The following is a 25,267-nucleotide window of genomic DNA, read 5'->3' on the forward strand; positions in this document are numbered from 1 at the left end:
CAGGGAATGGCGGCGCCCGTTTATTCGGCCTCCTGTTTTTTATGCTTCGTTTCTCACCACAAAACGCTGCGCCGCTGATGAACGAATACGTTAAACTATGCGTAATTAGGTCACTGACGAGTAATATGTTATGTCGAATGACGGCACCTCACTTCAATCCCTCAATACTTTTTCCATAGCAGCTCATGCTGCGGCAATAACGTATATCAATAGCACTGCCCAGTTAGTTGAAACATGGAAAAAGGCGAAAGAAAAGAATCAGCCATTTCTACTTTTAGGTGAGGGAAGCAACGTTCTTTTTCTTGAAGACTTTTCCGGTTCTGTGGCATTGAACAGAATAAAAGGTATCGAAGTAACGGAAAACTCAGAGGAATGGTTGTTACACGTTGGCTCAGGTGAAAACTGGCACGAACTGGTGTGCTACGCACTTGAACATAATATTCCCGGACTGGAAAATCTTGCCTTAATACCTGGTTGCGTTGGCTCTGCGCCCATACAAAATATTGGAGCGTATGGGATTGAACTGCAAAACGTCTGTCAATATGTTGATGTATTGAACATGAATAGTGGCGAGATCATACAGTTTAAGGCGGAAGAATGTCAGTTCGGATACCGTGAGAGCATTTTTAAACATGCTTATAAAGACGGTTATGCCATTGTCGCTGTAGGGTTCAGGCTAACCAAGCATTGGCAACCCAAGCTTACCTATGGTGATCTGACGCGCTTAGATCCGCACAGCGTTACTCCCCGTGAGATTTTTGATTCAGTATGCGCAATGCGCATGAGTAAACTGCCTGATCCCGCTATTACTGGAAACGCTGGGAGTTTTTATAAAAATCCCACTGTTGATTCCGTGGTAGCGGAAAAGATCCAACGTGAATACCCATCAATGCCCTCTTACCCGCAGGCTAACGGGCAGGTAAAACTGGCTGCGGGCTGGCTGGTCGAGCAGGCGAATCTTAAAGGATTCAGTATTGGCGGTGCCGCTGTTCATCAGAATCAGGCACTTGTCTTGATTAATAAGGATCACGCAAGCAGTGCGGATGTTCGTGCGTTGGCAAAACACGTGAGAGATTCTGTTGCTGCAAAGTTTGGTATATGGCTGGAACCTGAAGTTCGATTTATCGCCGCCGGTGGTGAAGTAAATGCCGTGGAGGCTCTGTCATGAAAGATATTACCGTTCCGCTGCACTTGATCTCAATTTTAGCTGATGGGGAATTCCATTCCGGTGAACAACTGGGCACTGCGATGGGGATGAGCCGGGCCGCGATCAATAAGCATATCCAGACGGTACGCGATTGGGGCGTAGATATTTTCACTGTTCCCGGTAAGGGTTACAGTCTCCCGCATCCTATTCAGTTGCTGGATGAAGCAACGATTATTTCAATGCTCCCTGCTGGCCGTGTAAGTGTGCTGCCCGTAATCGACTCAACAAATCAATATCTTCTCGACCGGATTTCAGAACTGAGTTCCGGTGATGCCTGTGTCGCTGAATACCAGCAGGCAGGGCGTGGGCGTCGTGGAAGAAAATGGTTTTCCCCATTTGGCAGTAATCTTTATCTGTCGATGTACTGGAAGCTTGATCAAGGACCAGCAGCAGCAATGGGGCTGAGTCTGGTTATTGGCATCGTAATGGCAGAAGTGCTTCAGCGTCTGGGAGCTGAAGATGTACGCGTAAAATGGCCAAATGATCTTTATCTGAAAGACAGAAAGTTAGCCGGGATCCTGGTTGAACTAACAGGTAAAACCGGAGATGCGGCACAGTTGGTTATTGGCGCTGGTATAAACCTTAAAATGCGCGAGCCGGTTGCCGATACAATTAATCAGGGCTGGATAAACTTGCAGGAAGCGGGTGTTAATATAGACCGAAATGAGCTAACGGCAACTCTGCTCAAAGAATTACGCGCGGCATTATTGCATTTCGAAAAGGAAGGATTAGCTCCATTTATTATACGCTGGCGTGGACTGGATAATTTTCTCGACCGACCGGTAAAATTGCTGATTGGAGATCAGGAGATTCACGGTATTGAACGTGGCATTGATCAGCAAGGTGCATTGCTTTTAGAGCAAGAGGGTATAATTAAGCCTTATATAGGTGGTGAGATATCTCTGCGCGGCGTGTGAAATCAAAAGGAGAGCCTGAGCTCTCCTTTTAATGTCTATTATACTATTTTCTGAGTCTTACATGTTCAACGGCATGGTTAGCGCTTTTCGTCAGGATTAGACTGGCCCGCTCTCTTGTTGGAAGAATATTTTCTTTTAAATTCAGTCCGTTAATCTCATTCCATAACTGCGTGGCGATGTTTACCGCTTCTTCTTCCGGCAGTTTTGCATAATGATGAAAATAAGAATCTGGATCAGAGAACGCACCCTGACGGAATTTCAAGAAACGATTGATATACCAGCCCTGCAATAAATCCTCAGGCGCATCGACGTATATTGAAAAATCGACAAAATCAGAGACAAATACACGATGCGGATCATGAGGATAATCCATGCCGCTCTGTAAAACATTTAAGCCTTCGAGAATTAAAATGTCAGGCTGTTCGATGACTTTATTTCCTTCGGGGATCACATCATAAATTAAATGTGAATAGACCGGCGCGGTGACACTCTTCGCTCCGGATTTTACCTCAGAAACAAAATTGACCAACTGATGCATATCGTAAGACTGTGGGAATCCCTTCTTCTTCATGATCCCACGCTCTTGCAGCGTTTTATTGGGATAGAGAAAACCATCCGTAGTGATGAGTTCAACGGAACGATGCTCAGGCCAACGACTCAGTAACGCCTGAAGCACACGGGCTGTAGTGCTTTTCCCTACTGCTACACTGCCAGCAATACCGATGACATAAGGTATCTTCTGGCCATCGGTTCCCAGGAATTGCTCAAGCACAGCCTGACGGCGAAGATTTGAACTGATATAGAAATTAAGAAGACGCGAAAGCGGCAAATAAATTTGTGCGACTTCCTCGAGAGATAAATCCTCGTTGATACCTTTAAGGTTCACCACTTCCGCTTCTTTGAGCGTTAATGGAACTGAATCGCGTAGAGCAGCCCACTGTGCACGATCGAACTGCAGGTAAGGCGTTGCCAAAGATGGGGCACTTTTTTTCATAAGTTAAAGTCTGCCTGTTAGCGCAGGTCAGGAAAGGCGTTCACGCCAACTCCAGACAGTAAACCAGCAGCATATTATAGACAGCTTCGTTTTCAGGGGAGATCTTTTTCTTATAACTTAACGATTTCTTTGATTGAGTTAAAAATTTTTTGAGAAAGTCATGTAAACCCACTAGAACAATGACGAAGCATGCGGCCATGCTCCCCGCAGGGATTCAAAGAAAAAACAGGAGCAAGTTACGGTTGAAGTTGTTTGTAATAGACCACTTCATTCCTTCTGCGATAATCCGTCGAGGTCTTGCATTGCGCACAGCGATAACCCTGTGAACGATAAAAGGCTTCTGCAGCGGTGCCCGATTGCATGTCCGAAGAGAGCATTGTATACCGTAAAACTTGCGCCTTAATTTCTGATTCACGCAACAATAGACGACCTACACCACTCCTTCTTACTCGCGAGCAGACCAACAAAGCACTGACTTCAGCATGATGCGAAGATTCTTGCGAACGGACCAGGTTAAGAAGCACAGTGCCCGTTACGCCTTGCTCATCCCGGGCAATCCAAAGTAACAATTCGTTATGTGAGATCGCAGGGCGTAAATCGTGAAAAACATTTTCCGCTTCTTGCTGCTCGAAGGTTGGGGGCAAGCCTGCAGTGATCCCCTGTTTACTGGCTTCTATAAGCAATCGGGCGAGCTCATCGCGGTAGACAGGTAATGTAGCGGCATTAAGCATGACAATTTTCATTGTATACCTCTCAAATGGCAATTCAGCAGATTCAAATGAATGATGCAAAAGACACGCCATCTAAGAAATCCTTTGATACGTGGCGAAAGGGGACTGCAGAAATTCTTTAATGCTCACCCATGAAGCAAAAGTTCCAATCTGGTGCATGTGGTTGATATTTGTTTAGTGAGGAAGATTTTTACATCGCAGAGGGATATTGACACCAGTAAGGATCGTCATTTCTGTGCCGGCCCGGGAGGCGTATTGGGTCTTTATTTGGCTCTTGTGAAGCGTAAAAGTTAGAAAAACCCTATTTTTTGAATAAAACATGAGCGAAGAAGCAAATCATGCAATTTTTTAGTTGCATACCCCGTAAAGTCTCCATAGAATGCGCAGCACTTGATGCCGGCATAGCTCAGTTGGTAGAGCAACTGACTTGTAATCAGTAGGTCCCGAGTTCGACTCTTGGTGCCGGCACCATTCAAGTACTTAACAATTAGGTGGGGTTCCCGAGCGGCCAAAGGGAGCAGACTGTAAATCTGCCGTCATCGACTTCGAAGGTTCGAATCCTTCCCCCACCACCATACAGGCCTTAGCAATGAGGCAACTTAGAGTGACCTGGTCTCTTTAAGAGAAGGTGAGGAATTAAGTGTCTCACGTCCTTTTCCCCGTCTTCGAGTTCTTCAGAAAAATTAGGTAGCCGAGTTCCAGGACGCGGGCATCGTATAATGGCTATTACCTCAGCCTTCCAAGCTGATGATGTGGGTTCGATTCCCACTGCCCGCTCCAAGTATGTGCTGATATAGCTCAGTTGGTAGAGCGCACCCTTGGTAAGGGTGAGGTCGGCAGTTCGAATCTGCCTATCAGCACCACTTCCAAATCCTCCCTCCTGATTTTCTTTCTGTAAACTAATTCGTCAAGCAAATGCTTGGTTGATGTGGTGATACCACCGATTTAACCGTGTCTTAGAGGGACAATCGATGTCTAAAGAAAAATTTGAACGTAACAAACCGCACGTTAACGTTGGTACTATCGGCCACGTCGACCACGGTAAAACTACCCTGACTGCAGCAATCACCACCGTTCTGGCTAAAACCTACGGCGGTTCTGCACGCGCATTCGACCAGATCGATAACGCACCAGAAGAAAAAGCTCGTGGTATCACCATCAACACTTCACACGTTGAATATGACACCCCGACTCGTCACTACGCGCACGTTGACTGCCCAGGGCACGCCGACTACGTGAAAAACATGATCACCGGTGCTGCTCAGATGGACGGCGCTATCCTGGTTGTTGCTGCAACTGATGGCCCTATGCCTCAGACCCGTGAGCACATCCTGCTGGGTCGCCAGGTTGGCGTTCCATTCATGATCGTGTTCATGAACAAATGCGACATGGTTGATGATGAAGAGTTGCTGGAACTGGTAGAAATGGAAGTTCGTGAACTTCTTTCTGCTTACGAATTCCCAGGCGACGACATCCCGGTCATCAAAGGTTCAGCGCTGAAAGCACTGGAAGGCGATGCAACTTGGGAAGCGAAAATCATCGAACTGGCAGAAGCACTGGACAGCTACATTCCATTGCCAGAGCGTGCTATCGATAAGCCGTTCCTGCTGCCAATCGAAGACGTATTCTCCATCTCCGGCCGTGGTACAGTTGTTACCGGTCGTGTAGAGCGCGGTATCGTTAAAGTGGGCGAAGAAGTTGAAATCGTGGGTATCAAGGACACTGTTAAGTCTACTTGTACCGGCGTTGAAATGTTCCGCAAACTGCTGGACGAAGGCCGTGCTGGTGAGAACGTTGGTGTTCTGCTGCGTGGTATCAAACGTGAAGACATCGAACGTGGTCAGGTTCTGGCTAAACCAGGTTCAATCAAACCACACACTAAGTTTGATTCCGAAGTGTACATCCTGAGCAAAGAAGAAGGTGGTCGTCATACTCCATTCTTCAAAGGCTACCGTCCACAGTTCTACTTCCGTACAACTGACGTGACCGGTACTATCGAACTGCCAGAAGGCGTTGAGATGGTAATGCCTGGTGACAACGTGAACATGGTTGTTACTCTGATCCACCCAATCGCGATGGATGACGGTCTACGTTTCGCAATCCGTGAAGGCGGCCGTACTGTAGGTGCAGGTGTTGTTGCTAAAGTTATCGCTTAATTGTCGATAGACTTTTTTGTCACTATACGTTGACGCAATACACACTAAAAGGGCATCATTCGATGCCCTTTTTTCTACGCTGTGGCGCGAGAACCTATCTCATCAGCGATTTATACGTCATAATCATTGGTGAGATAGGCTCTGAGATATAGCGTAAAACACCGAATTGCGCTCAAGTAGAGCATCGATCGGTTTGGTTTGCCTCGCAATGCGAGGCAAAGTTGTTTGTTCTGAATCATTGCGACGGGTTGGTTTATGAGTGCGAATACCGAGGCTCAAGGGAGCGGGCGCGGCCTGGAAGCGGTAAAGTGGCTGGTTGTTGCCGTTTTGTTGGTTGTAGCAATTGTCGGTAACTATTATTACCGTGCATACAGCCTGCCGTTACGCGCGTTAGCTGTAGTTGTTATTATCGCAATTGCAGGCGCAGTGGCATTATTGACCACTAAAGGCAAAGCGACGGTTGCGTTTGCTCGTGAAGCGCGCACCGAAGTACGTAAAGTCATTTGGCCAACGCGCCAGGAAACATTGCATACCACACTGATCGTTGCTGCGGTGACTGCCGTTATGTCTCTGATTCTGTGGGGGCTGGATGGAATTTTAGTCCGCCTGGTATCTTTCATTACTGGTCTGAGGTTCTAAATGTCTGAAGCACCTAAAAAACGTTGGTACGTCGTTCAGGCGTTTTCCGGCTTTGAAGGCCGCGTAGCGCAATCGCTGCGTGAGCACATCAAGTTACATGACATGGAAGAGCTGTTTGGCGAAGTCATGGTTCCAACCGAAGAAGTGGTTGAGATCCGTGGTGGCCAGCGTCGCAAGAGCGAGCGCAAGTTCTTCCCTGGCTATGTGCTGGTTCAGATGGTGATGAATGACGCCAGCTGGCACTTAGTTCGCAGCGTTCCTCGCGTGATGGGCTTCATTGGTGGGACATCTGACCGTCCTGCTCCAATCAGCGATAAAGAAGTTGATGCGATCATGAACCGCCTGCAACAAGTCGGTGATAAACCACGTCCTAAAACATTGTTTGAACCAGGTGAGCTGGTACGTGTTAGTGACGGGCCGTTTGCAGACTTTAATGGTGTGGTTGAAGAAGTCGATTACGAAAAAAGCCGCCTGAAAGTGTCTGTTTCCATCTTTGGCCGTGCAACACCGGTTGAACTGGACTTCGGTCAGGTTGAAAAAGGCTAACAACAGCGTTCTATAATCATTAGAACAGATGTTGTACAGGGCGCGAAATTGAACTATAATTTCGCGCCTTTTGTTTTTATGTGCAGCCTCTGCGCGTAAAACTGTAAAGTACTACAAATAACGGGGAGCCTCTTCAAACAGGCGATATCACCCAAACGAGGATATTTACCATGGCCAAGAAAGTACAAGCCTACGTTAAGCTGCAAGTTGCAGCTGGTATGGCAAACCCAAGTCCGCCAGTTGGTCCAGCTCTGGGTCAACAAGGCGTGAACATCATGGAATTCTGTAAGGCGTTCAATGCTAAGACTGATAGCATGGAAAAAGGCCTGCCAATTCCTGTTGTTATTACTGTTTATTCTGACCGTTCTTTCACTTTTGTTACCAAAACCCCTCCTGCAGCAGTACTGCTGAAGAAAGCGGCTGGTATCAAGTCTGGTTCCGGCAAGCCGAACAAAGACAAAGTGGGTAAAGTAACGAGTGCTCAGGTTCGTGAAATCGCAGAAACCAAAGCTGCGGACATGACTGGTTCTGACGTTGAAGCGATGACTCGCTCCATCGAAGGTACTGCTCGTTCCATGGGCCTGGTAGTGGAGGATTAATAGATGGCTAAGCTGACCAAGCGCATGCGCGTGATCCGTGACAAAGTTGATGCTACTAAACAGTATGACATCACCGAAGCCGTTGCTCTGCTCAAAGAGCTGGCCACTGCTAAATTCGTAGAAAGCGTGGACGTTGCCGTTAACCTCGGCATCGACGCACGTAAATCTGATCAAAACGTTCGCGGTGCAACCGTTCTGCCACACGGCACCGGTCGTTCTGTTCGCGTTGCCGTCTTCGCTCAAGGTGCTAACGCTGAAGCTGCTAAAGCTGCAGGCGCTGAACTGGTAGGCATGGAAGATCTGGCTGATCAGATCAAAAAAGGCGAAATGAACTTCGACGTTGTTATCGCATCTCCAGATGCAATGCGCGTTGTTGGCCAATTAGGTCAGGTACTGGGTCCACGCGGCCTGATGCCTAACCCGAAAGTTGGTACTGTAACTCCTAACGTTGCTGAAGCGGTTAAGAACGCTAAAGCAGGTCAGGTTCGTTATCGTAACGACAAAAACGGCATCATCCATACCACTATCGGTAAGGTTGATTTCGAGTCAGACAAGCTGAAAGAAAACCTTGAAGCTCTGCTGATCGCGCTGAAAAAAGCGAAGCCTTCCCAGGCTAAAGGCGTTTTCATCAAGAAAGTAAGCCTGTCCACTACAATGGGCGCTGGTGTTGCTGTTGATCAAAGCGGCCTGAGCGCAGTAGTTAACTAATTAACTACCTGTGTTTATCGCTTTACGCGGGTGGTGGATTTGTATAGAATCTATCGCCCGTTGTTTCGTTAATGCGAAACCAAGAATTTTTCGGTTGGAGCCTGGCCTATCCAGGCCTCCGTCCAAGACCGCAGGTGTCCCGTAAGGGACTTAATCCTTCCTGCGTAGACGGTGACAGAGCCTGAAGAAAGTATTTCTTTTTTATTATTAATTAAGATTTGTCTTTGCTGGATTCTCTGCTCACCGTGTTTGAACGCTTGATATCGATCTCGATAACAAGTGATGTGAGTTCCGGGGATTTTCCCCGGCTAAATCCAGGAGCAAAAAGCTAATGGCATTAAATCTTCAAGACAAACAAGCGATTGTTGCTGAAGTCATCGAAGTAGCCAAAGGCGCGCTGTCTGCGGTTGTTGCGGATTCCCGTGGCGTAACTGTAGATAAAATGACTGAACTGCGTAAAGCAGGTCGTGAAGCTGGCGTTTACATGCGTGTTGTTCGTAACACCTTGATGCGTCGCGTCGTAGAAGGTACTCAGTTTGAGTGCCTGAAAGACACGTTTGTCGGTCCAACCTTGATTGCATTCTCTACTGAACACCCAGGCGCTGCTGCCCGTCTGTTCAAAGATTTCGCTAAAGCGAATGCAAAATTTGAGGTTAAAGCTGCGGCCTTTGAAGGTGAGTTTATCTCTGCGGCTCAAATCGACCGCTTGGCAACTCTGCCTACTTACGAAGAAGCAATCGCACGCCTGATGGCAACCATGAAAGAAGCCTCTGCAGGCAAATTGGTTCGCACTCTGGCTGCTGTACGCGATCAGAAAGAAGCTGCTTAATCAGCCTTTTTTATCTCGTTCATTTGCTTACGTATAAACTATTTCTGAATTCTAGGAACACTTGAAATGTCAATCACTAAAGAACAAATCATTGAAGGCGTTGCAGCTCTGTCTGTAATGGAAATCGTTGAACTGATCTCCGCTATGGAAGAAAAATTCGGCGTTTCTGCTGCTGCTGCTGTTGCAGGTCCTGCTGCTGCTGCTGAAGCTGTTGAAGAAAAAACTGAGTTCGACGTTGTTCTGGCTGCTGTTGGCGCGAACAAAGTTGCAGTTATCAAAGCTGTTCGTACCGCGACTGGCCTGGGTCTGAAAGAAGCAAAAGACCTGGTTGAGTCTGCTCCAGCAGCTCTGAAAGAAGGCATCAGCAAAGACGACGCTGAAGCTCTGAAAAAATCTCTGGAAGAAGCTGGTGCTTCTGTTGAAGTTAAGTAAGTTTAACTTCCCGGAGTGCAGTCTGTCCTAACAGACTGATGGCTGGTGACTTTTTAGTCACCAGCCTTTTTGCGCTATAGAGTGTCAGTGGTGTTTCACACTGTTTGAGCACTGAACTACTCTAATATCTCTTCTTGAGACGCCTTAATATATTGATGCCGCTTGCTATGGCTCATCCATAGATAATGCACAACGAAATGATTTAAGAGTGATAGAAACAGATATTGCGGAAAGCGTTTCTGCTTTCCGATCGACATAAACGGTGTTGCATGAACTGTCCTTCTCAGGGCAGACAAGATTGGGTCACTGATCAGCGAGCTGAGGAACCCTATGGTTTACTCCTATACCGAGAAAAAACGCATTCGTAAGGATTTTGGTAAGCGTCCACAAGTTTTGGACATTCCCTTTCTCCTTTCTATCCAGCTTGACTCGTTCCAGAAGTTTATCGAGCAAGATCCGGAAGGCCAGCACGGTTTGGAAGCTGCATTCCGTTCTGTATTTCCTATCAAAAGCTACAGCGGCAATTCTGAGCTGCAATACGTTAGCTACCGTCTTGGTGAGCCAGTATTCGACGTTAAAGAATGCCAGATCCGTGGTGTAACTTTCTCCGCGCCATTGCGTGTGAAACTGCGTCTGGTTATCTACGAGCGTGAGGCACCAGAAGGTACGGTCAAAGACATCAAGGAACAAGAAGTCTATATGGGCGAAATTCCGCTCATGACCGAAAATGGTACCTTTGTGATTAACGGTACTGAGAGGGTTATCGTATCTCAGCTTCACCGTAGTCCAGGTGTATTCTTCGACAGTGATAAGGGTAAAACCCACTCCTCGGGTAAAGTGCTGTACAACGCACGTATCATCCCTTATCGCGGTTCATGGTTAGATTTCGAGTTTGACCCGAAAGATAACCTGTTTGTACGTATTGACCGTCGCCGTAAATTGCCAGCGACCATCATTCTGCGTGCATTAAGCTATACCACAGAGCAGATCCTTGACCTGTTCTTTGAAAAGGTGACTTACCAGATCCGCGACAACAAGTTGCAGATGGAGCTGGTACCTGAGCGCCTGCGTGGTGAAACAGCCTCGTTTGATATCGAAGCTGACGGCAAAGTCTATATCGAGAAAGGCCGCCGTATCACTGCCCGCCATATTCGTCAGCTTGAAAAAGACGACATTCAGCGCATCGAAGTTCCTGTTGAGTACATCGCAGGGAAAGTAGTTGCTAAAGACTACATCGACACCAATACCGGTGAGCTGATTGTTCCTGCGAATATGGAATTGTCTCTGGATTTACTGGCTAAACTGAGCCAGGCCGGACACAAAACCATTGAAACGCTGTTCACCAACGATCTCGACCATGGCGCGTACATGTCCGAGACAATCCGCGTCGACCCAACCAGCGATCGCTTGAGCGCGCTGGTTGAGATCTATCGCATGATGCGTCCTGGTGAACCACCAACGCGTGAAGCAGCTGAAACTCTGTTCGAGAACCTGTTCTTCTCCGAAGATCGTTACGACCTGTCTGCTGTAGGTCGTATGAAGTTCAACCGTTCTCTGCTGCGTGATGAAATCGAAGGTTCAGGTATCCTGAGCAAAGACGACATCATCCAGGTCATGAGAAAGCTGATCGGCATTCGTAACGGCCAGGGCGAAGTGGATGATATTGACCACTTGGGCAACCGTCGTATTCGTTCTGTCGGCGAAATGGCTGAAAACCAATTCCGTGTAGGTTTGGTTCGTGTTGAGCGTGCTGTTAAAGAGCGTCTGTCTCTTGGTGACCTCGATACCCTGATGCCTCAGGACATGATCAACGCGAAGCCAATTTCGGCTGCGGTGAAAGAGTTCTTCGGTTCAAGCCAGCTGTCACAATTTATGGACCAGAACAACCCGTTGTCTGAGATTACGCACAAACGTCGTATCTCTGCATTGGGCCCGGGCGGTTTGACCCGTGAACGTGCTGGCTTTGAAGTTCGAGACGTACACCCGACGCACTACGGTCGCGTATGTCCAATCGAAACGCCAGAAGGTCCAAACATCGGTCTGATCAACTCCTTGTCTGTGTATGCACAGACCAATGAGTATGGTTTCCTGGAAACCCCTTACCGCCGTGTGCGTGAAGGTATGGTTACCGATGAAATTAACTACCTGTCTGCCATCGAAGAAGGCAACTTTGTTATCGCTCAGGCGAACTCCAACCTGGATGACGAAGGCCACTTCCTGGAAGATTTAGTCACTTGTCGTAGCAAAGGCGAATCAAGCCTGTTTAGCCGCGATCAGGTTGACTACATGGACGTTTCCACCCAGCAGATCGTCTCCGTTGGTGCTTCTCTGATTCCATTCCTGGAACACGATGACGCCAACCGTGCATTGATGGGTGCGAACATGCAACGTCAGGCAGTTCCAACTCTGCGTGCTGATAAGCCGCTGGTAGGTACTGGTATGGAACGTGCTGTTGCGGTTGACTCCGGTGTTACTGCCGTAGCTAAACGCGGTGGTACAGTTCAGTACGTGGATGCATCCCGTATCGTTATTCGTGTAAACGAAGATGAGATGAATCCAGGCGAAGCAGGTATCGACATTTATAACCTGACTAAGTACACCCGTTCTAACCAGAACACCTGCATCAATCAGATGCCGTGTGTGAATTTGGGCGAACCTATCGAGCGCGGCGACGTGCTGGCAGATGGTCCGTCAACAGATCTGGGCGAACTGGCACTGGGTCAGAACATGCGTGTCGCGTTCATGCCTTGGAACGGTTACAACTTCGAAGACTCCATCTTGGTCTCCGAACGTGTAGTGCAGGAAGACCGCTTCACCACTATCCATATCCAGGAACTGGCATGTGTGTCCCGCGACACCAAGTTAGGGCCTGAAGAGATCACTGCAGACATCCCGAACGTGGGTGAAGCTGCACTCTCTAAACTGGATGAATCCGGTATCGTTTATATCGGTGCTGAAGTGACCGGTGGTGACATTCTGGTTGGTAAGGTGACGCCTAAAGGTGAAACCCAGCTGACGCCAGAAGAGAAACTGCTGCGTGCGATCTTTGGTGAGAAAGCGTCTGACGTTAAAGACTCTTCTCTGCGTGTACCAAACGGCGTTTCCGGTACGATTATTGACGTTCAGGTCTTCACCCGCGATGGCGTGGAAAAAGACAAACGTGCGTTAGAAATCGAAGAAATGCAGCTGAAACAGGCTAAGAAAGACCTGACTGAAGAGCTGCAAATTCTGGAAGCTGGTCTGTTTGCACGTATCCAGTCTGCGCTGGTTGCTGGCGGTGTTGAAGCTGACAAGCTGGGCAAATTGCCTCGCGATCGTTGGTTAGAACTGTCACTGACTGACGAAGACAAACAGAATCAGTTGGAACAGCTTGCTGAACAGTACGACGAACTGAAATCCGAGTTTGAGAAAAAACTCGAAGCTAAGCGTCGTAAGATCACTCAGGGCGATGACCTGGCACCAGGTGTGCTGAAAATCGTTAAAGTGTATCTGGCCGTTAAACGTCAGATCCAACCTGGTGACAAAATGGCAGGCCGCCACGGTAACAAAGGTGTTATCTCCAAGATCAACCCGATCGAAGATATGCCTTACGATGAAAACGGAACTCCTGTTGATATCGTACTGAACCCGCTGGGCGTTCCATCACGTATGAACATTGGTCAGATTTTAGAAACCCACCTGGGTATGGCTGCGAAGGGTATTGGTGAAAAAATCAATGCCATGCTGAAGAAACATGAAGAAGTTTCTAAGCTGCGCGAGTTCATCCAGCGTGCCTATGATCTGGGCGACGACGTACGTCAGAAAGTGGATCTGACCACCTTTACCGATGACGAAGTATTGCGTCTGGCTGAGAACCTGAAAAAAGGTATGCCAATCGCAACACCAGTCTTCGACGGTGCGAAAGAGACAGAGATCAAGCAATTGCTTGAAATGGGCGGAATCCCAACCTCTGGCCAGATCACACTGTTTGACGGCCGTACCGGCGAGCAATTCGAGCGCCAGGTTACCGTCGGCTACATGTACATGCTGAAACTGAACCACCTGGTTGACGATAAAATGCACGCGCGTTCTACCGGTTCTTACAGCCTCGTTACTCAGCAGCCGCTGGGTGGTAAAGCTCAGTTCGGTGGTCAGCGCTTCGGTGAGATGGAAGTATGGGCACTGGAAGCATACGGTGCCGCGTATACCCTGCAGGAAATGCTGACTGTTAAGTCCGATGACGTGAACGGCCGTACCAAGATGTATAAAAACATCGTGGATGGCGATCACCGGATGGAACCAGGCATGCCGGAATCCTTCAACGTATTGTTGAAAGAAATCCGCTCTCTGGGTATCAACATCGAGCTGGAAGACGAGTAAGTACTCGAATTCGCATTGATCACAGGGGCACCTGCCTGTTTAGCAATAGACAGCAGGTGCCTAACAGGTCTAACCCGACGGGAGCCAATCCGTGAAAGACTTACTAAAGTTTCTGAAAGCGCAAACTAAGACCGAAGAGTTTGATGCGATCAAAATTGCTCTGGCATCGCCAGACATGATCCGTTCTTGGTCTTTTGGTGAAGTTAAGAAGCCAGAAACCATTAACTACCGTACGTTCAAACCAGAACGTGACGGCCTTTTCTGTGCCCGTATCTTCGGACCAGTAAAAGACTACGAATGCCTGTGCGGTAAGTACAAGCGTTTAAAACATCGCGGCGTGATCTGCGAGAAGTGCGGCGTTGAAGTGACCCAGACTAAAGTACGCCGTGAGCGTATGGGCCACATAGAACTGGCTTCCCCGACTGCACACATCTGGTTCCTGAAATCGCTGCCATCGCGCATCGGTTTGCTGTTGGATATGCCACTGCGTGACATCGAACGTGTTCTGTACTTCGAATCCTATGTGGTTATCGAAGGCGGCATGACTAACCTCGAAAAACGCCAGATCCTGACTGAAGAGCAGTATCTGGATGCGTTGGAAGAGTTTGGTGATGAGTTCGACGCGAAGATGGGTGCGGAAGCTATTCAGGCCCTGTTGAAAAACATGGATCTGGAAGCAGAGTGCGAGCAACTGCGTGAAGAGTTGAACGAAACTAACTCCGAAACCAAACGTAAAAAGCTGACCAAGCGTATCAAGCTGCTGGAAGCGTTCGTTCAGTCTGGTAACAAACCAGAGTGGATGATCCTGACCGTGCTGCCGGTACTGCCGCCAGACTTGCGTCCATTGGTTCCGTTGGACGGCGGCCGTTTCGCTACGTCGGATCTGAACGATCTGTATCGTCGCGTTATCAACCGTAACAACCGTCTGAAACGCCTGCTGGATCTGGCTGCGCCAGACATCATCGTACGTAACGAAAAACGTATGCTGCAAGAAGCGGTAGATGCTTTGCTGGATAACGGCCGTCGCGGTCGTGCAATCACCGGCTCTAACAAGCGTCCGCTGAAATCTCTGGCAGACATGATTAAAGGTAAACAGGGTCGTTTCCGTCAGAACTTGCTGGGTAAACGTGTCGACTACTCTGGTCGTTCCGTTATCACCGTAGGTCCATACCTGCGTCTGCACCAGTGTGGTCTGCCGAAGAAAATGGCACTGGAACTGTTCAAACCGTTCATTTACGGCAAGCTGGAACTGCGTGGCCTGGCCACCACCATCAAAGCCGCGAAGAAAATGGTTGAGCGCGAAGAAGCTGTCGTTTGGGATATCCTGGACGAAGTTATCCGCGAACACCCGGTACTGCTGAACCGTGCACCAACCCTGCACCGTTTGGGTATCCAGGCGTTTGAACCGGTTCTGATCGAAGGTAAAGCAATTCAGCTGCATCCGCTGGTTTGTGCGGCATATAACGCCGACTTCGATGGTGACCAGATGGCTGTTCACGTACCGTTGACGCTGGAAGCTCAGCTGGAAGCGCGTGCGTTGATGATGTCTACCAACAACATCCTGTCACCTGCGAACGGCGAGCCAATCATCGTTCCTTCTCAGGACGTTGTATTGGGTCTGTATTACATGACCCGTGACTGTGTTAACGCCAAAGGCGAAGGCATGGTTCTGACCGGTCCTAAAGAAGCTGAGCGTATTTACCGCGCCGGTTTGGCCTCTTTGCATGCGCGTGTCAAAGTGCGTATCACTGAAGAGATCAAAAATACCGAAGGCGAAGTTACGCACAAGACGTCGATTATCGACACGACTGTAGGTCGCGCCATCCTTTGGATGATCGTACCTAAAGGTCTGCCGTTCTCCATCGTCAACCAGCCTCTGGGCAAAAAAGCTATCTCCAAAATGCTGAACACCTGTTACCGCATTTTGGGCCTGAAGCCGACCGTTATTTTTGCTGACCAGATCATGTATACCGGTTTTGCTTACGCTGCCCGTTCAGGCGCGTCAGTCGGTATCGATGACATGGTAATCCCTGCGAAGAAAGCAGAGATCATCGAAGAAGCAGAAACCGAAGTTGCTGAAATCCAGGAACAGTTCCAGTCTGGTCTGGTAACTGCTGGCGAACGCTATAACAAAGTGATCGACATCTGGGCTGCGGCCAACGAACGTGTTGCTAAGGCAATGATGGAAAACTTGTCTGTTGAAGACGTCGTCAACCGTGACGGTGTTGTTGAACAGCAGGTTTCCTTCAACAGTATCTTTATGATGGCCGACTCCGGTGCGCGTGGTTCTGCTGCACAGATTCGTCAGCTGGCCGGTATGCGTGGCCTGATGGCGAAACCAGATGGTTCCATCATTGAAACGCCAATCACCGCGAACTTCCGTGAAGGTCTGAACGTACTCCAGTACTTCATCTCTACTCACGGTGCGCGTAAAGGCTTGGCGGATACCGCACTGAAAACGGCTAACTCCGGTTATCTGACCCGTCGTCTGGTTGACGTGGCGCAGGATCTGGTTGTGACCGAAGACGACTGTGGAACTCACGAAGGCATCATGATGACTCCGGTCATCGAAGGTGGCGACGTTAAAGAACCACTGCGTGAACGTGTACTGGGTCGTGTGACTGCAGAAGATATCCTCAAGCCGGGTACGGCGGATATCCTGGTTCCACGTAACACCCTGCTTCACGAGAAGACGTGTGATCTGTTAGAAGAGAACTCCGTCGACAGCGTGAAAGTACGTTCAGTCGTAAGTTGCGAAACTGACTTTGGTGTGTGTGCAAACTGCTACGGTCGCGACCTGGCACGTGGTCACATCATCAACAAAGGTGAAGCGATCGGTGTTATTGCAGCACAGTCCATCGGTGAGCCGGGTACCCAGCTGACGATGCGTACGTTCCACATCGGTGGTGCGGCATCTCGTGCGGCAGCAGAATCCAGCATTCAGGTTAAGAACACCGGTACCATTAAACTGAGCAACCACAAGCACGTTAGCAACTCTAACGGCAAACTGGTTATCACTTCCCGTAACACTGAGCTGAAATTGATCGACGAATTCGGTCGTACCAAAGAAAGCTATAAAGTGCCTTACGGTTCCGTGATGGGCAAAGGTGATGGCGCATCTGTTAACGGCGGCGAAACCGTTGCTAACTGGGATCCGCACACCATGCCAGTTATCAGTGAAGTGAGTGGTTTCATTCGCTTTGCCGATATGGTTGATACTCAGACCATTACACGTCAGACAGATGACCTGACCGGTTTGTCTTCTCTGGTGGTTCTGGATTCTGCAGAGCGTACCGGTAGCGGTAAAGACCTGCGTCCGGCACTGAAAATCGTTGATGCTAAAGGCGACGACGTATTGATCCCAGGTACAGATATGCCTGCTCAATACTTCCTGCCAGGTAAAGCGATTGTTCAGTTGGAAGATGGTACGCAGATCCACTCTGGTGACACCCTGGCGCGTATTCCTCAGGAATCCGGCGGTACCAAGGACATCACCGGTGGTCTGCCACGCGTTGCTGACCTGTTCGAAGCACGTCGTCCGAAAGAGCCTGCCATCCTTGCTGAAATCAGCGGGATCATCTCCTTCGGTAAAGAAACCAAAGGCAAACGTCGTCTGGTAATTTCTCCGTTGGATGGCAGCGATGCTTACGAAGAAATGATCCCGAAATGGCGCCAGCTGAACGTGTTCGAAGGCGAAATTGTGGAACGTGGTGACGTCGTATCCGACGGCCCTGAGTCTCCGCACGACATTCTGCGTCTTCGTGGTGTTCACGCGGTTACCCGCTACATCACCAACGAAGTGCAGGAAGTTTACCGTCTGCAAGGCGTTAAGATTAACGATAAACACATCGAAGTTATCGTTCGTCAGATGTTGCGTAAAGGCACCATCGTTAGCGCTGGTGGCACAGACTTCCTGGAAGGCGAGCAGGCAGAAATGTCTCGCGTTAAAATCGCTAACCGTAAGCTGGAAGCTGAAGGCAAAATCACGGCAACATTCAGCCGTGACCTGCTCGGTATCACCAAAGCATCTTTGGCGACCGAATCCTTCATCTCCGCTGCGTCGTTCCAGGAAACCACGCGCGTTCTTACCGAAGCGGCAGTTGCCGGTAAGCGTGATGAACTGCGTGGCCTGAAAGAGAACGTTATCGTGGGTCGTCTGATCCCAGCCGGTACCGGTTACTCTTACCATCAGGAACGTGCTCGTCGTAAAGCACAGGGTGAAGTGCCAGTTGTACCGCAGGTAAGCGCGGATGAAGCAACGGCTAACCTGGCTGAACTTCTGAACGCAGGTTTCGGTAACAGCAACGACGAGTAATCGTCTTCTGTCGAAACGCATTAAAGCCGCTCCTTAGGGAGCGGTTTTTTTTTGCCTGAAATCAGTGAAGATGATGTTGAGGGAGTCAAAGAGGTGCCGGAACAGGGTACTGGACAGATACTCTGTTCCGGCTGTTTTGGAAGCAGCGCCGGGATGAATGGCGCCGGCCGGTTGCGAATGTGCAGCGGCAAACGCACAGTAATACTCCCGCCAGAGATGCGCGAGAGGCAAAAACGGTTTATGGAATTCGCATTCCTGAGAGATTACCGGTTTGCTTTCTACCGACATTTTCCTGCGAGGCGCGCCCCAAAAAACTGTCCCAGTCTTTCCACACCGGCTGAAGCCCTGCCAGAGTTAATGCGGCAGCCACACTTTGCGGCGAGCGATTGTCATGAGGCGCGAATTGTTCCAGTTCAGGATGATCGTCAGCATACCCGCCTGGCTGCGTTTTCGATCCGGCGCTGACGGTGTTGATCGCCAGTGGAATGACGTGATCGCGAAAGTAGGGCGATTCACGTGTCGACAAGGAAAGCTCGACGTCGGGAGCAAGCATCCTGAATGCGCAAATCAGTTGTACCAGCTGATTTTCTTCCAGCAGCGAGGCCGGTTCGATTCCGCCGGTACATGGGCGCAATCTCGGAAACGCCACGGAATAGCGGCTTTGCCAGTAAGTTTGTTGCAGATACAACAAATGCTCCGCCACCATATAACTGTCTGTCCGCCAGTTTCCTGAAAGCCCGAACAGCGCGCCCAGCCCGATTTTATCGATCCCCGCCTGACCGAGCCGGTCCGGTGTTTCCAGCCGCCAGAAGAAATCCTGCTTCTGCCCGCGCAGATGATGCAAGGCATAGGTCGGCGCGTGATAGGTTTCCTGATAAACCAACACGCCGTCCAGCCCCAGCGTTTTCAGCTCGGCATATTCTTCCTGTTGCAGCGGCTGAACCTCGATCATCAGCGAATCGAAATGACTTCTGATCATGGGGAAATGACGGCGAAAATAGTCCATGCCGACTTTCCCTTTATGTTCGCCAGTGACCAGCAACAGATGTTTGAAGCCCAGCGTATTCAGCGCTTCACATTCCCGCCTGATTTCATCTTCATCCAGCGTTTTACGTTTGATTTTGTTGCTCATCGAAAAGCCGCAATACGTACATTCGTTGGCGCAAAGATTGGATAAATACAGCGGCGCGAAGAAATTCACCGTATTGCCGGACCGCTGGCGCGTGAGCTGTTGCGCGCGTTGCGCCATAGGTTCGAGATAAGGCAGCGCTGCCGGAGAAATCAGCGCCATAAAATCTTCCCGGTCGATCTTATTCCGGCTGAGCGCCCGTTCGACATCACGTGTGGTTTTACTGTTGATACGCAGGGAAAGATCATCCCAGTCGAGCGTTGACCAGATATCCGTAAAGTTGCTCATGACGCCGCCTGCGGGGTTGTGAGGAAACCGGTCAGCGGGCTGGATGCGCTGGCGTGTCGCTGTCTGCCACCTAAACCGCTTTGTCGGGCGATCACGCCTGCCTCAACCGCCAGGCGGAAGGCTGTTGCCATCACGACCGGATCGCCAGCGACGGCAATCGCAGTATTGACCAGTACCGCATCAGCCCCCATTTCCAGCGCTTCGGCGGCCTGGCTCGGCGCACCAATTCCTGCATCGACGACCACCGGAATCCGCGACTGCTCGATGATAATGTGCAGAAACTCGCGGGTTTGCAGCCCCTGATTGGAACCGATCGGCGCACCGAGTGGCATAACGGCGGCGCAACCCGCTTCCTCCAGACGCTTGCACAGCACCGGGTCCGCGCTGCAATACGGCAATACCACGAATCCTTGTTTCACCAACGTCTCTGCGGCTTTCAGCGTTTCAACGGCATCGGGCAGCAGATATTTTACATCGGGATGAATTTCCAGTTTTATCCAGTTCGTCCCCAGGGCTTCTCTTGCCAGTTGCGCGGCAAATACGGCTTCTTCTGCCGTTTTGGCCCCGGAAGTATTGGGCAGCAAACGGACACCAAGCTGTTGCAGCGGCGCAAGGATGTCATCTCCGCCACGGCGAAGGTCCACGCGTTTCATCGCCATCGTCACCAGCTGAGAACCGGACGCCGCCAGTGCCTGTTGCATCAGCGTGGCGCTGGCAAATTTTCCTGTTCCCGTGAACAGGTGCGAGGTGAAGGTGGTATCAGCAATTTTTAACATGTCATCCTCCGGCAATGGCCTGAAAGAGCAAAATTTCATCGCCGTCTTTCAGTAAGTGAGACGACCAGCTATCCCGCGGAATAATGACCTGATTAACCGCCAGCGCGCAGCCGGCAGGATTTAACGTCAGCTCATTGAGCAGGGTGAGTAAAGTGAGCGGCTGACTGAACGGGTGTGATTCATCATTGACGAAAATGTTCACGCGTGGCCTCCGCAGACGGCACAGCCGGATGACCGTGTAAGTTGCAGCGAACGCCAGTTTTGCGTTTTACCGTCGAACAGCCGCAGCTTCCCGTTCAATGTGCTGGGCAACCCCGCCAGTATTTTCAGGGCTTCCAGCGCCTGTAACGTGCCGATGGTGCCAACGACCGGGCCAAGCACGCCGGAAGTGCGGCAGTTACGTTGCACGGTTTCCCGATCCGGATAGAGACAGGCATAACAGCCATGCGCGTAGGGTGTCTGAATGACCAGTAACTGCCCGCTGAATCCGACGGCACTGCCGCTGATTAACGTTTTGCCGGTATCCACGCAGGCTTTGTTGACCGCGTGTCGGGTTTCCATGTTGTCGCTGCAATCCAAAACGACATCGGCACCCGCTACGGCCTGCTGCAATGCCTCCCCGGTCAGCCTCTCAGTGAGAGCAATGATTTCACATAACGGATTAAGGCGTAGCAATTCGCGCTTTGCCACTGTGGCTTTGGGCTGATCCAGATCTGCCGTACGGTAAAGAATTTGTCTTTGCAGATTAGTGAGATGGACCTGATCGTCATCGGCCAGAAACAGCGTGCCCACGCCCGCCGCCGCCAGATACAAGGCGGCGGGAGAGCCCAAACCGCCAAGCCCGACAATCAGCACTTTAGCGGCCTGCAATTTTTCCTGCGCCTGCGGGCCGAATTCCTCCAGCATCAGCTGGCGGCTGTAGCGCATAAAAGCCGCATCGTTAAGCATCTTCCGGCACCTTGCTGGCGCATAAGGCCAGCAGTTCGGCGGTGGCGGCTCGCCAGTCTGCCGCCTGGGTAATCGCGCTGACCACGGCGATGCTGCCGACACCGCAATCGAGAACCGACGGCGCGCGTTCAATGCTGATACCACCGATGGCTACCGTCGGAAAACTGCCGTCGAGTTGCTTAATGTGTCGGGTCAGTTCTGCCAGACCCTGCGGGGCAGACGGCATATCTTTGGTTTGTGTCGGAAAGATATGCCCGAGAGCGATGTAAGAAGGGTTGACCGCCACGGCACGCGCCAGTTCTGCGTCGTCATGCGTCGAAACGCCCAGGCGCAAACCGGCCTGATAAATGGCCGGCAAATCGGCAGTGTCCAGATCCTCCTGCCCGAGATGCACACCGTATGCCTGATGTTTTACTGCCAGTCGCCAGTAATCATTGATGAATAACCGCGCCTGATATTTTTTCCCCAGCGCGATGGCCTCGATAATCGCCGGTTCGACTTCCTCATCGGGTAAGTCTTTCACCCGCAGTTGCAGCGTTTTAACGCCCGCCTCCAGCAGGCGGGCAATCCATTCCACGGTATCAACGACCGGATATAAACCGAGATGAAAGGGAACGGCTGGAAAAGACTGAGCGGACGGATTCATTTGTTGATCTCCGTGGCAGGGTGGTAAAGCTCACTGCCTCGTGAACGGAATTCAGCAGACATCTGAGCCATACCTGATTCCACGATCTCAACCGGCTGCGCCTGAGCTTCCAGTGCGGCGGCGTAATCGCGCACTTCCTGTGTGATTTTCATGGAGCAGAATTTCGGACCGCACATCGAGCAGAAGTGTGCGACTTTGCCGGATTCCTGCGGCAATGTTTCATCGTGATAGGCACGAGCCGTTGCCGGATCGAGCGCGAGGTTAAACTGATCTTCCCAGCGGAATTCGAACCGCGCCTTCGACATGGCATTATCACGGATTTGCGCGCCCGGATGACCTTTAGCTAAATCGGCGGCGTGCGCTGCGATTTTGTAGGTAATCAGACCCTGCTTAACGTCTTCTTTGTTCGGCAGACCGAGATGTTCTTTCGGCGTGACATAACACAGCATGGCGCAGCCGAACCAGCCAATCATTGCCGCACCAATCCCGGAGGTGAAATGGTCATAACCCGGTGCGATATCGGTGGTCAGAGGCCCCAGCGTATAGAAAGGTGCTTCGTGGCAGTGCTCAAGTTCTTCGGTCATATTGCGGCGGATCATCTGCATGGGGACATGCCCCGGCCCTTCGATCATCACCTGCACGTCATATTCCCAGGCAATTTTGGTCAGCTCGCCCAGCGTGCGTAATTCAGCGAATTGCGCTTCGTCATTCGCATCCTGAATTGAACCCGGACGCAGCCCATCGCCCAGTGAAAGAGACACATCATAGGCGGCGCAGATTTCGCAGATTTCGCGGAAATGCTCAAACAGGAAACTTTCGCGATGATGGGAAAGGCACCATTTCGCCATAATCGAACCGCCGCGCGATACAATCCCGGTCAGCCGTTTGGCTGTCATCGGCACATAACGCAGTAATACACCTGCATGGATAGTGAAGTAATCGACGCCTTGTTCGGCCTGCTCCAGGAGCGTATCGCGGAACATTTCCCAGTTGAGGTCTTCGGCAACGCCGTTCACTTTCTCCAGCGCCTGATAAATCGGCACTGTACCAATGGGCACCGGGCTGTTACGCAGGATCCACTCACGGGTTTCGTGGATGTAGCGACCGGTGGAGAGATCCATCACCGTGTCTGCGCCCCAGCGTGTCGACCACACCAGCTTCTCGACTTCTTCTTCGATAGATGACGTCACTGCGGAGTTGCCGATATTAGCGTTAACCTTCACCAGGAAGTTTCGGCCAATGACCATTGGCTCTGATTCGGGATGATTGATATTGGCGGGAATAATCGCGCGACCGGCGGCGACTTCCTGACGTACAAACTCCGGCGTGATATTGGCAGGAAGATGCGCACCGAAACTTTCACCCGGATGTTGCTGCCGCAATACTTCACCGCGGATCCGCTCGCGGCCCATATTTTCGCGAATAGCGATGAATTCCATTTCAGGGGTAATGATGCCTTTTCGCGCGTAATGCAGCTGCGTAACATTTTTACCCGACATGGCTTTTCGCGGGCGCGGCAGAAGTTCGAAGCGCAGGTGATCCAATCCGTCATCGGCCAGACGTTGCTGGGTAAAACCGGAGCTGACCTGCGGAAGTTCTTCGGTATCTGCCCGGTCGGCGATCCAGCTGGCGCGGCATTTTGCCAGCCCGGCATGTACGTCGATGGACGCTTCCGGGTCGCCATAAGGCCCGGCCGTTTCATACACCGGGATGGCTTCGTTCTCTTCGTACTTTGGATTGTCTTTGCCGCCGCCTGTCAGCGTCGGACTGAGCTGTATTTCACGCATCGGCACGCGGATATCAGCGCGAGAGCCTTGCAGATAAATACGTCGGGAATTAGGAAAGGCTTCGCCCTGCAGGCTGTCGATAAACGACTGTGCCTGCGCACGTTGTTCACGGCGACTAGAGGGTTTCTTTTCAGAAATAACGGGTTTTTGGGTACTCGACATAGCAAATTCCTCGCAAAAAAACGTGATGGAAAATTGCTTGTCTGGAGGTTTACGGCAGGAGTAAAAATGGGCGGTTTAGCGCAGGCGGCCTGATGCAGGCTGATGCCAAATCGCGCAAAACGCATAACATTACTCTTGTTCCCTTCGCGGGTACTAACCCGATCAGGTTCCGCGGATCCCGAATTAACGGTCTCAGCCTGGCGTAATCTCCGTGAGGAAAATTATGCGCTAGGCACTCCGACAAGAAGCCTCAATATAGGAGGCCGATGATAAAACTACAACCCTTCGCAGGGTCTAAACTTCAAACGGCTTAAGCCGGTCTGGCGAGATGATCGTCGTTGGCAGGCGGTAAAGGTGTGCCATCGACCGGATCAAATGCCAGGATAATTAATTGATCTTCAAGCTGAAAACGCGCATCCAACGCTTCACCAATATCGGATAATGCATAATGGAAGGCGAAAGCATTGTCATCATCAATATCATTTTCTGTGTAACTGTCATGGAAAGCCATGATAGTTTCAGTGTTCAGCTCCAGCGCAGGGTATATTTTGGCAGCTTGTGATTTAACTGAGCTGCCTGCGCTGGCGACTTCATCGATTATCCGCTGATAAAGATGGAAATGGCCGGCAGAGAGATAGTCCACCAGATTATGACAAAAGTTATCCAGCGCTTTTTCATTCAGTGGGGTATGTTTTTCTTTATTGGGTTTCAGACCGACCAGTGTGCAGTATGCAACCAGCAGTTCTTTGCGCGCGTGAAGCCATTGGTCTACTAACTCATTACTGCCACCAACGCGTTGGGTCAGTCTTTCCAGACGATTTAGCATGGTTGACTCCGTGAGCGATAAAAAAGTAACCAAAATGTGAAGGTTACTAATGTTAAATTTCTGTCTCAGATTGTCAGTCTCGTCGAGGTTATGCAACAACAATTATGGAATTACAGATCACAGAGCAACATAACGGCTGGTGGGTCATCAGCCATGAAGGCAAGCTATGGCTGCCTGAAGGTGAACTGCCGTTTGGCAGTGCAACGCAATTCTCTCTGACCGGCAAAACGGCACGCCAGATTGGCGAGTGGCAGGGCGAGCCGGGCTGGCTGG

General features: G+C 50.5%; 20 protein-coding genes, 4 tRNA genes, 1 pseudogene and 1 riboswitch. Of the genes and pseudogenes, 16 read left to right on the forward strand and 9 right to left on the reverse strand.

Features of this window, described 5'->3' with window-relative positions; genetic code table 11:
- The first annotated feature begins 130 nt into the window (after positions 1-130).
- On the forward strand, positions 131-1,168 hold the full coding sequence (murB, locus tag ED901_RS22800; protein ID WP_122097333.1) for a UDP-N-acetylmuramate dehydrogenase: 1,038 nt from the start codon (positions 131-133) through the stop codon (positions 1,166-1,168).
- Entirely contained in the window at positions 1,165-2,124 is a 960-nt protein-coding gene (gene birA / locus ED901_RS22805) for a bifunctional biotin--[acetyl-CoA-carboxylase] ligase/biotin operon repressor BirA (RefSeq protein WP_122097334.1), read from the forward strand. Before murB ends, birA begins: the two co-directional genes overlap by 4 nt.
- 43 nt (positions 2,125-2,167) lie before the next feature.
- Here birA and coaA read toward each other — a convergent pair whose 3' ends face one another.
- Complete coding sequence (gene coaA / locus ED901_RS22810; protein WP_122097335.1) at positions 2,168-3,118, reverse strand: type I pantothenate kinase; 951 nt, start codon at positions 3,116-3,118, stop codon at positions 2,168-2,170.
- A gap of 236 nt (positions 3,119-3,354) precedes the next feature.
- On the reverse strand, positions 3,355-3,861 hold the full coding sequence (locus tag ED901_RS22815; RefSeq protein WP_122097590.1) for a GNAT family N-acetyltransferase: 507 nt from the start codon (positions 3,859-3,861) through the stop codon (positions 3,355-3,357).
- A 383-nt stretch (positions 3,862-4,244) separates the two neighbouring features.
- Here ED901_RS22815 and ED901_RS22820 point away from each other — a divergent pair.
- The 13 genes from ED901_RS22820 to rpoC all read left to right on the forward strand — a co-directional run bounded on the left by ED901_RS22820 (position 4,245) and on the right by rpoC (position 18,432).
- Positions 4,245-4,320, forward strand: a tRNA-Thr gene (locus ED901_RS22820).
- Between the two features lie 19 nt (positions 4,321-4,339).
- A tRNA-Tyr gene (locus ED901_RS22825) sits at positions 4,340-4,424 on the forward strand.
- A 130-nt stretch (positions 4,425-4,554) separates the two neighbouring features.
- Positions 4,555-4,629: transfer RNA gene (locus ED901_RS22830), tRNA-Gly, on the forward strand.
- 7 nt (positions 4,630-4,636) lie between these two features.
- Positions 4,637-4,712, forward strand: a tRNA-Thr gene (locus ED901_RS22835).
- Between the two features lie 108 nt (positions 4,713-4,820).
- On the forward strand, positions 4,821-6,005 hold the full coding sequence (gene tuf / locus ED901_RS22840; RefSeq protein ID WP_122097336.1) for an elongation factor Tu: 1,185 nt from the start codon (positions 4,821-4,823) through the stop codon (positions 6,003-6,005).
- 255 nt (positions 6,006-6,260) lie between these two features.
- A complete protein-coding gene (gene secE, locus ED901_RS22845) occupies positions 6,261-6,644 on the forward strand; it encodes a preprotein translocase subunit SecE (RefSeq protein WP_034794996.1) in 384 nt (127 codons plus the stop codon).
- Complete coding sequence (nusG, locus tag ED901_RS22850; protein WP_056777953.1) at positions 6,645-7,190, forward strand: transcription termination/antitermination protein NusG; 546 nt, start codon at positions 6,645-6,647, stop codon at positions 7,188-7,190.
- A gap of 170 nt (positions 7,191-7,360) precedes the next feature.
- On the forward strand, positions 7,361-7,789 hold the full coding sequence (rplK, locus tag ED901_RS22855) for a 50S ribosomal protein L11 (protein ID WP_013577413.1): 429 nt from the start codon (positions 7,361-7,363) through the stop codon (positions 7,787-7,789).
- 3 nt (positions 7,790-7,792) lie between these two features.
- Complete coding sequence (gene rplA / locus ED901_RS22860) at positions 7,793-8,497, forward strand: 50S ribosomal protein L1 (RefSeq protein ID WP_122097337.1); 705 nt, start codon at positions 7,793-7,795, stop codon at positions 8,495-8,497.
- A gap of 331 nt (positions 8,498-8,828) precedes the next feature.
- Positions 8,829-9,326: a 50S ribosomal protein L10 gene (gene rplJ / locus ED901_RS22865; RefSeq protein ID WP_013577411.1), complete on the forward strand. Its 498-nt coding sequence runs from the start codon at positions 8,829-8,831 to the stop codon at positions 9,324-9,326.
- Positions 9,327-9,392: 66 nt separating this feature from the next.
- Positions 9,393-9,758 (forward strand): 50S ribosomal protein L7/L12, encoded by a 366-nt coding sequence (gene rplL / locus ED901_RS22870; RefSeq protein WP_013577410.1) that lies wholly within the window; start codon positions 9,393-9,395, stop codon positions 9,756-9,758.
- 330 nt (positions 9,759-10,088) lie between these two features.
- A complete protein-coding gene (rpoB, locus tag ED901_RS22875; protein WP_056777959.1) occupies positions 10,089-14,117 on the forward strand; it encodes a DNA-directed RNA polymerase subunit beta in 4,029 nt (1,342 codons plus the stop codon).
- 91 nt (positions 14,118-14,208) lie between these two features.
- The gene (gene rpoC, locus ED901_RS22880) at positions 14,209-18,432 is read left to right on the forward strand and encodes a DNA-directed RNA polymerase subunit beta' (protein WP_056777962.1); all 4,224 of its coding nucleotides are present in this window, start codon (positions 14,209-14,211) and stop codon (positions 18,430-18,432) included.
- A 238-nt stretch (positions 18,433-18,670) separates the two neighbouring features.
- Here the strand turns inward: rpoC and thiH are convergent, their stop codons facing one another.
- The 7 genes from thiH to ED901_RS22915 all read right to left on the reverse strand — a co-directional run bounded on the left by thiH (position 18,671) and on the right by ED901_RS22915 (position 24,994).
- Positions 18,671-19,849: a 2-iminoacetate synthase ThiH gene (thiH, locus tag ED901_RS22885; protein WP_122097338.1), complete on the reverse strand. Its 1,179-nt coding sequence runs from the start codon at positions 19,847-19,849 to the stop codon at positions 18,671-18,673.
- The gene (locus ED901_RS22890) at positions 19,846-20,625 is read right to left on the reverse strand and encodes a thiazole synthase (RefSeq protein ID WP_122097339.1); all 780 of its coding nucleotides are present in this window, start codon (positions 20,623-20,625) and stop codon (positions 19,846-19,848) included. Before ED901_RS22890 ends, thiH begins: the two co-directional genes overlap by 4 nt.
- 1 nt (position 20,626) lies before the next feature.
- The gene (gene thiS, locus ED901_RS22895) at positions 20,627-20,827 is read right to left on the reverse strand and encodes a sulfur carrier protein ThiS (protein WP_122097340.1); all 201 of its coding nucleotides are present in this window, start codon (positions 20,825-20,827) and stop codon (positions 20,627-20,629) included.
- On the reverse strand, positions 20,824-21,573 hold the full coding sequence (locus ED901_RS22900) for a HesA/MoeB/ThiF family protein (protein ID WP_122097341.1): 750 nt from the start codon (positions 21,571-21,573) through the stop codon (positions 20,824-20,826). The genes thiS and ED901_RS22900 overlap by 4 nt, the downstream gene beginning before the upstream one ends.
- Positions 21,566-22,219, reverse strand: coding sequence for a thiamine phosphate synthase (gene thiE, locus ED901_RS22905; protein ID WP_122097342.1), 654 nt, complete (start codon positions 22,217-22,219; stop codon positions 21,566-21,568). Before thiE ends, ED901_RS22900 begins: the two co-directional genes overlap by 8 nt.
- Complete coding sequence (gene thiC / locus ED901_RS22910) at positions 22,216-24,168, reverse strand: phosphomethylpyrimidine synthase ThiC (RefSeq protein ID WP_122097343.1); 1,953 nt, start codon at positions 24,166-24,168, stop codon at positions 22,216-22,218. Before thiC ends, thiE begins: the two co-directional genes overlap by 4 nt.
- 122 nt (positions 24,169-24,290) lie before the next feature.
- A riboswitch (TPP riboswitch) is annotated at positions 24,291-24,418 on the reverse strand.
- A 60-nt stretch (positions 24,419-24,478) separates the two neighbouring features.
- Complete coding sequence (locus ED901_RS22915; protein ID WP_056777988.1) at positions 24,479-24,994, reverse strand: Rsd/AlgQ family anti-sigma factor; 516 nt, start codon at positions 24,992-24,994, stop codon at positions 24,479-24,481.
- A gap of 104 nt (positions 24,995-25,098) precedes the next feature.
- Between ED901_RS22915 and nudC the strand changes: the two are divergent.
- Positions 25,099-25,267, forward strand: a pseudogene (gene nudC, locus ED901_RS25520) (NAD(+) diphosphatase); the annotation flags it as partial.

Origin of the sequence: Rahnella sp. Larv3_ips, from assembly GCF_003697865.1 — a bacterium.
Classification (GTDB): domain Bacteria; phylum Pseudomonadota; class Gammaproteobacteria; order Enterobacterales; family Enterobacteriaceae; genus Rahnella; species Rahnella rivi.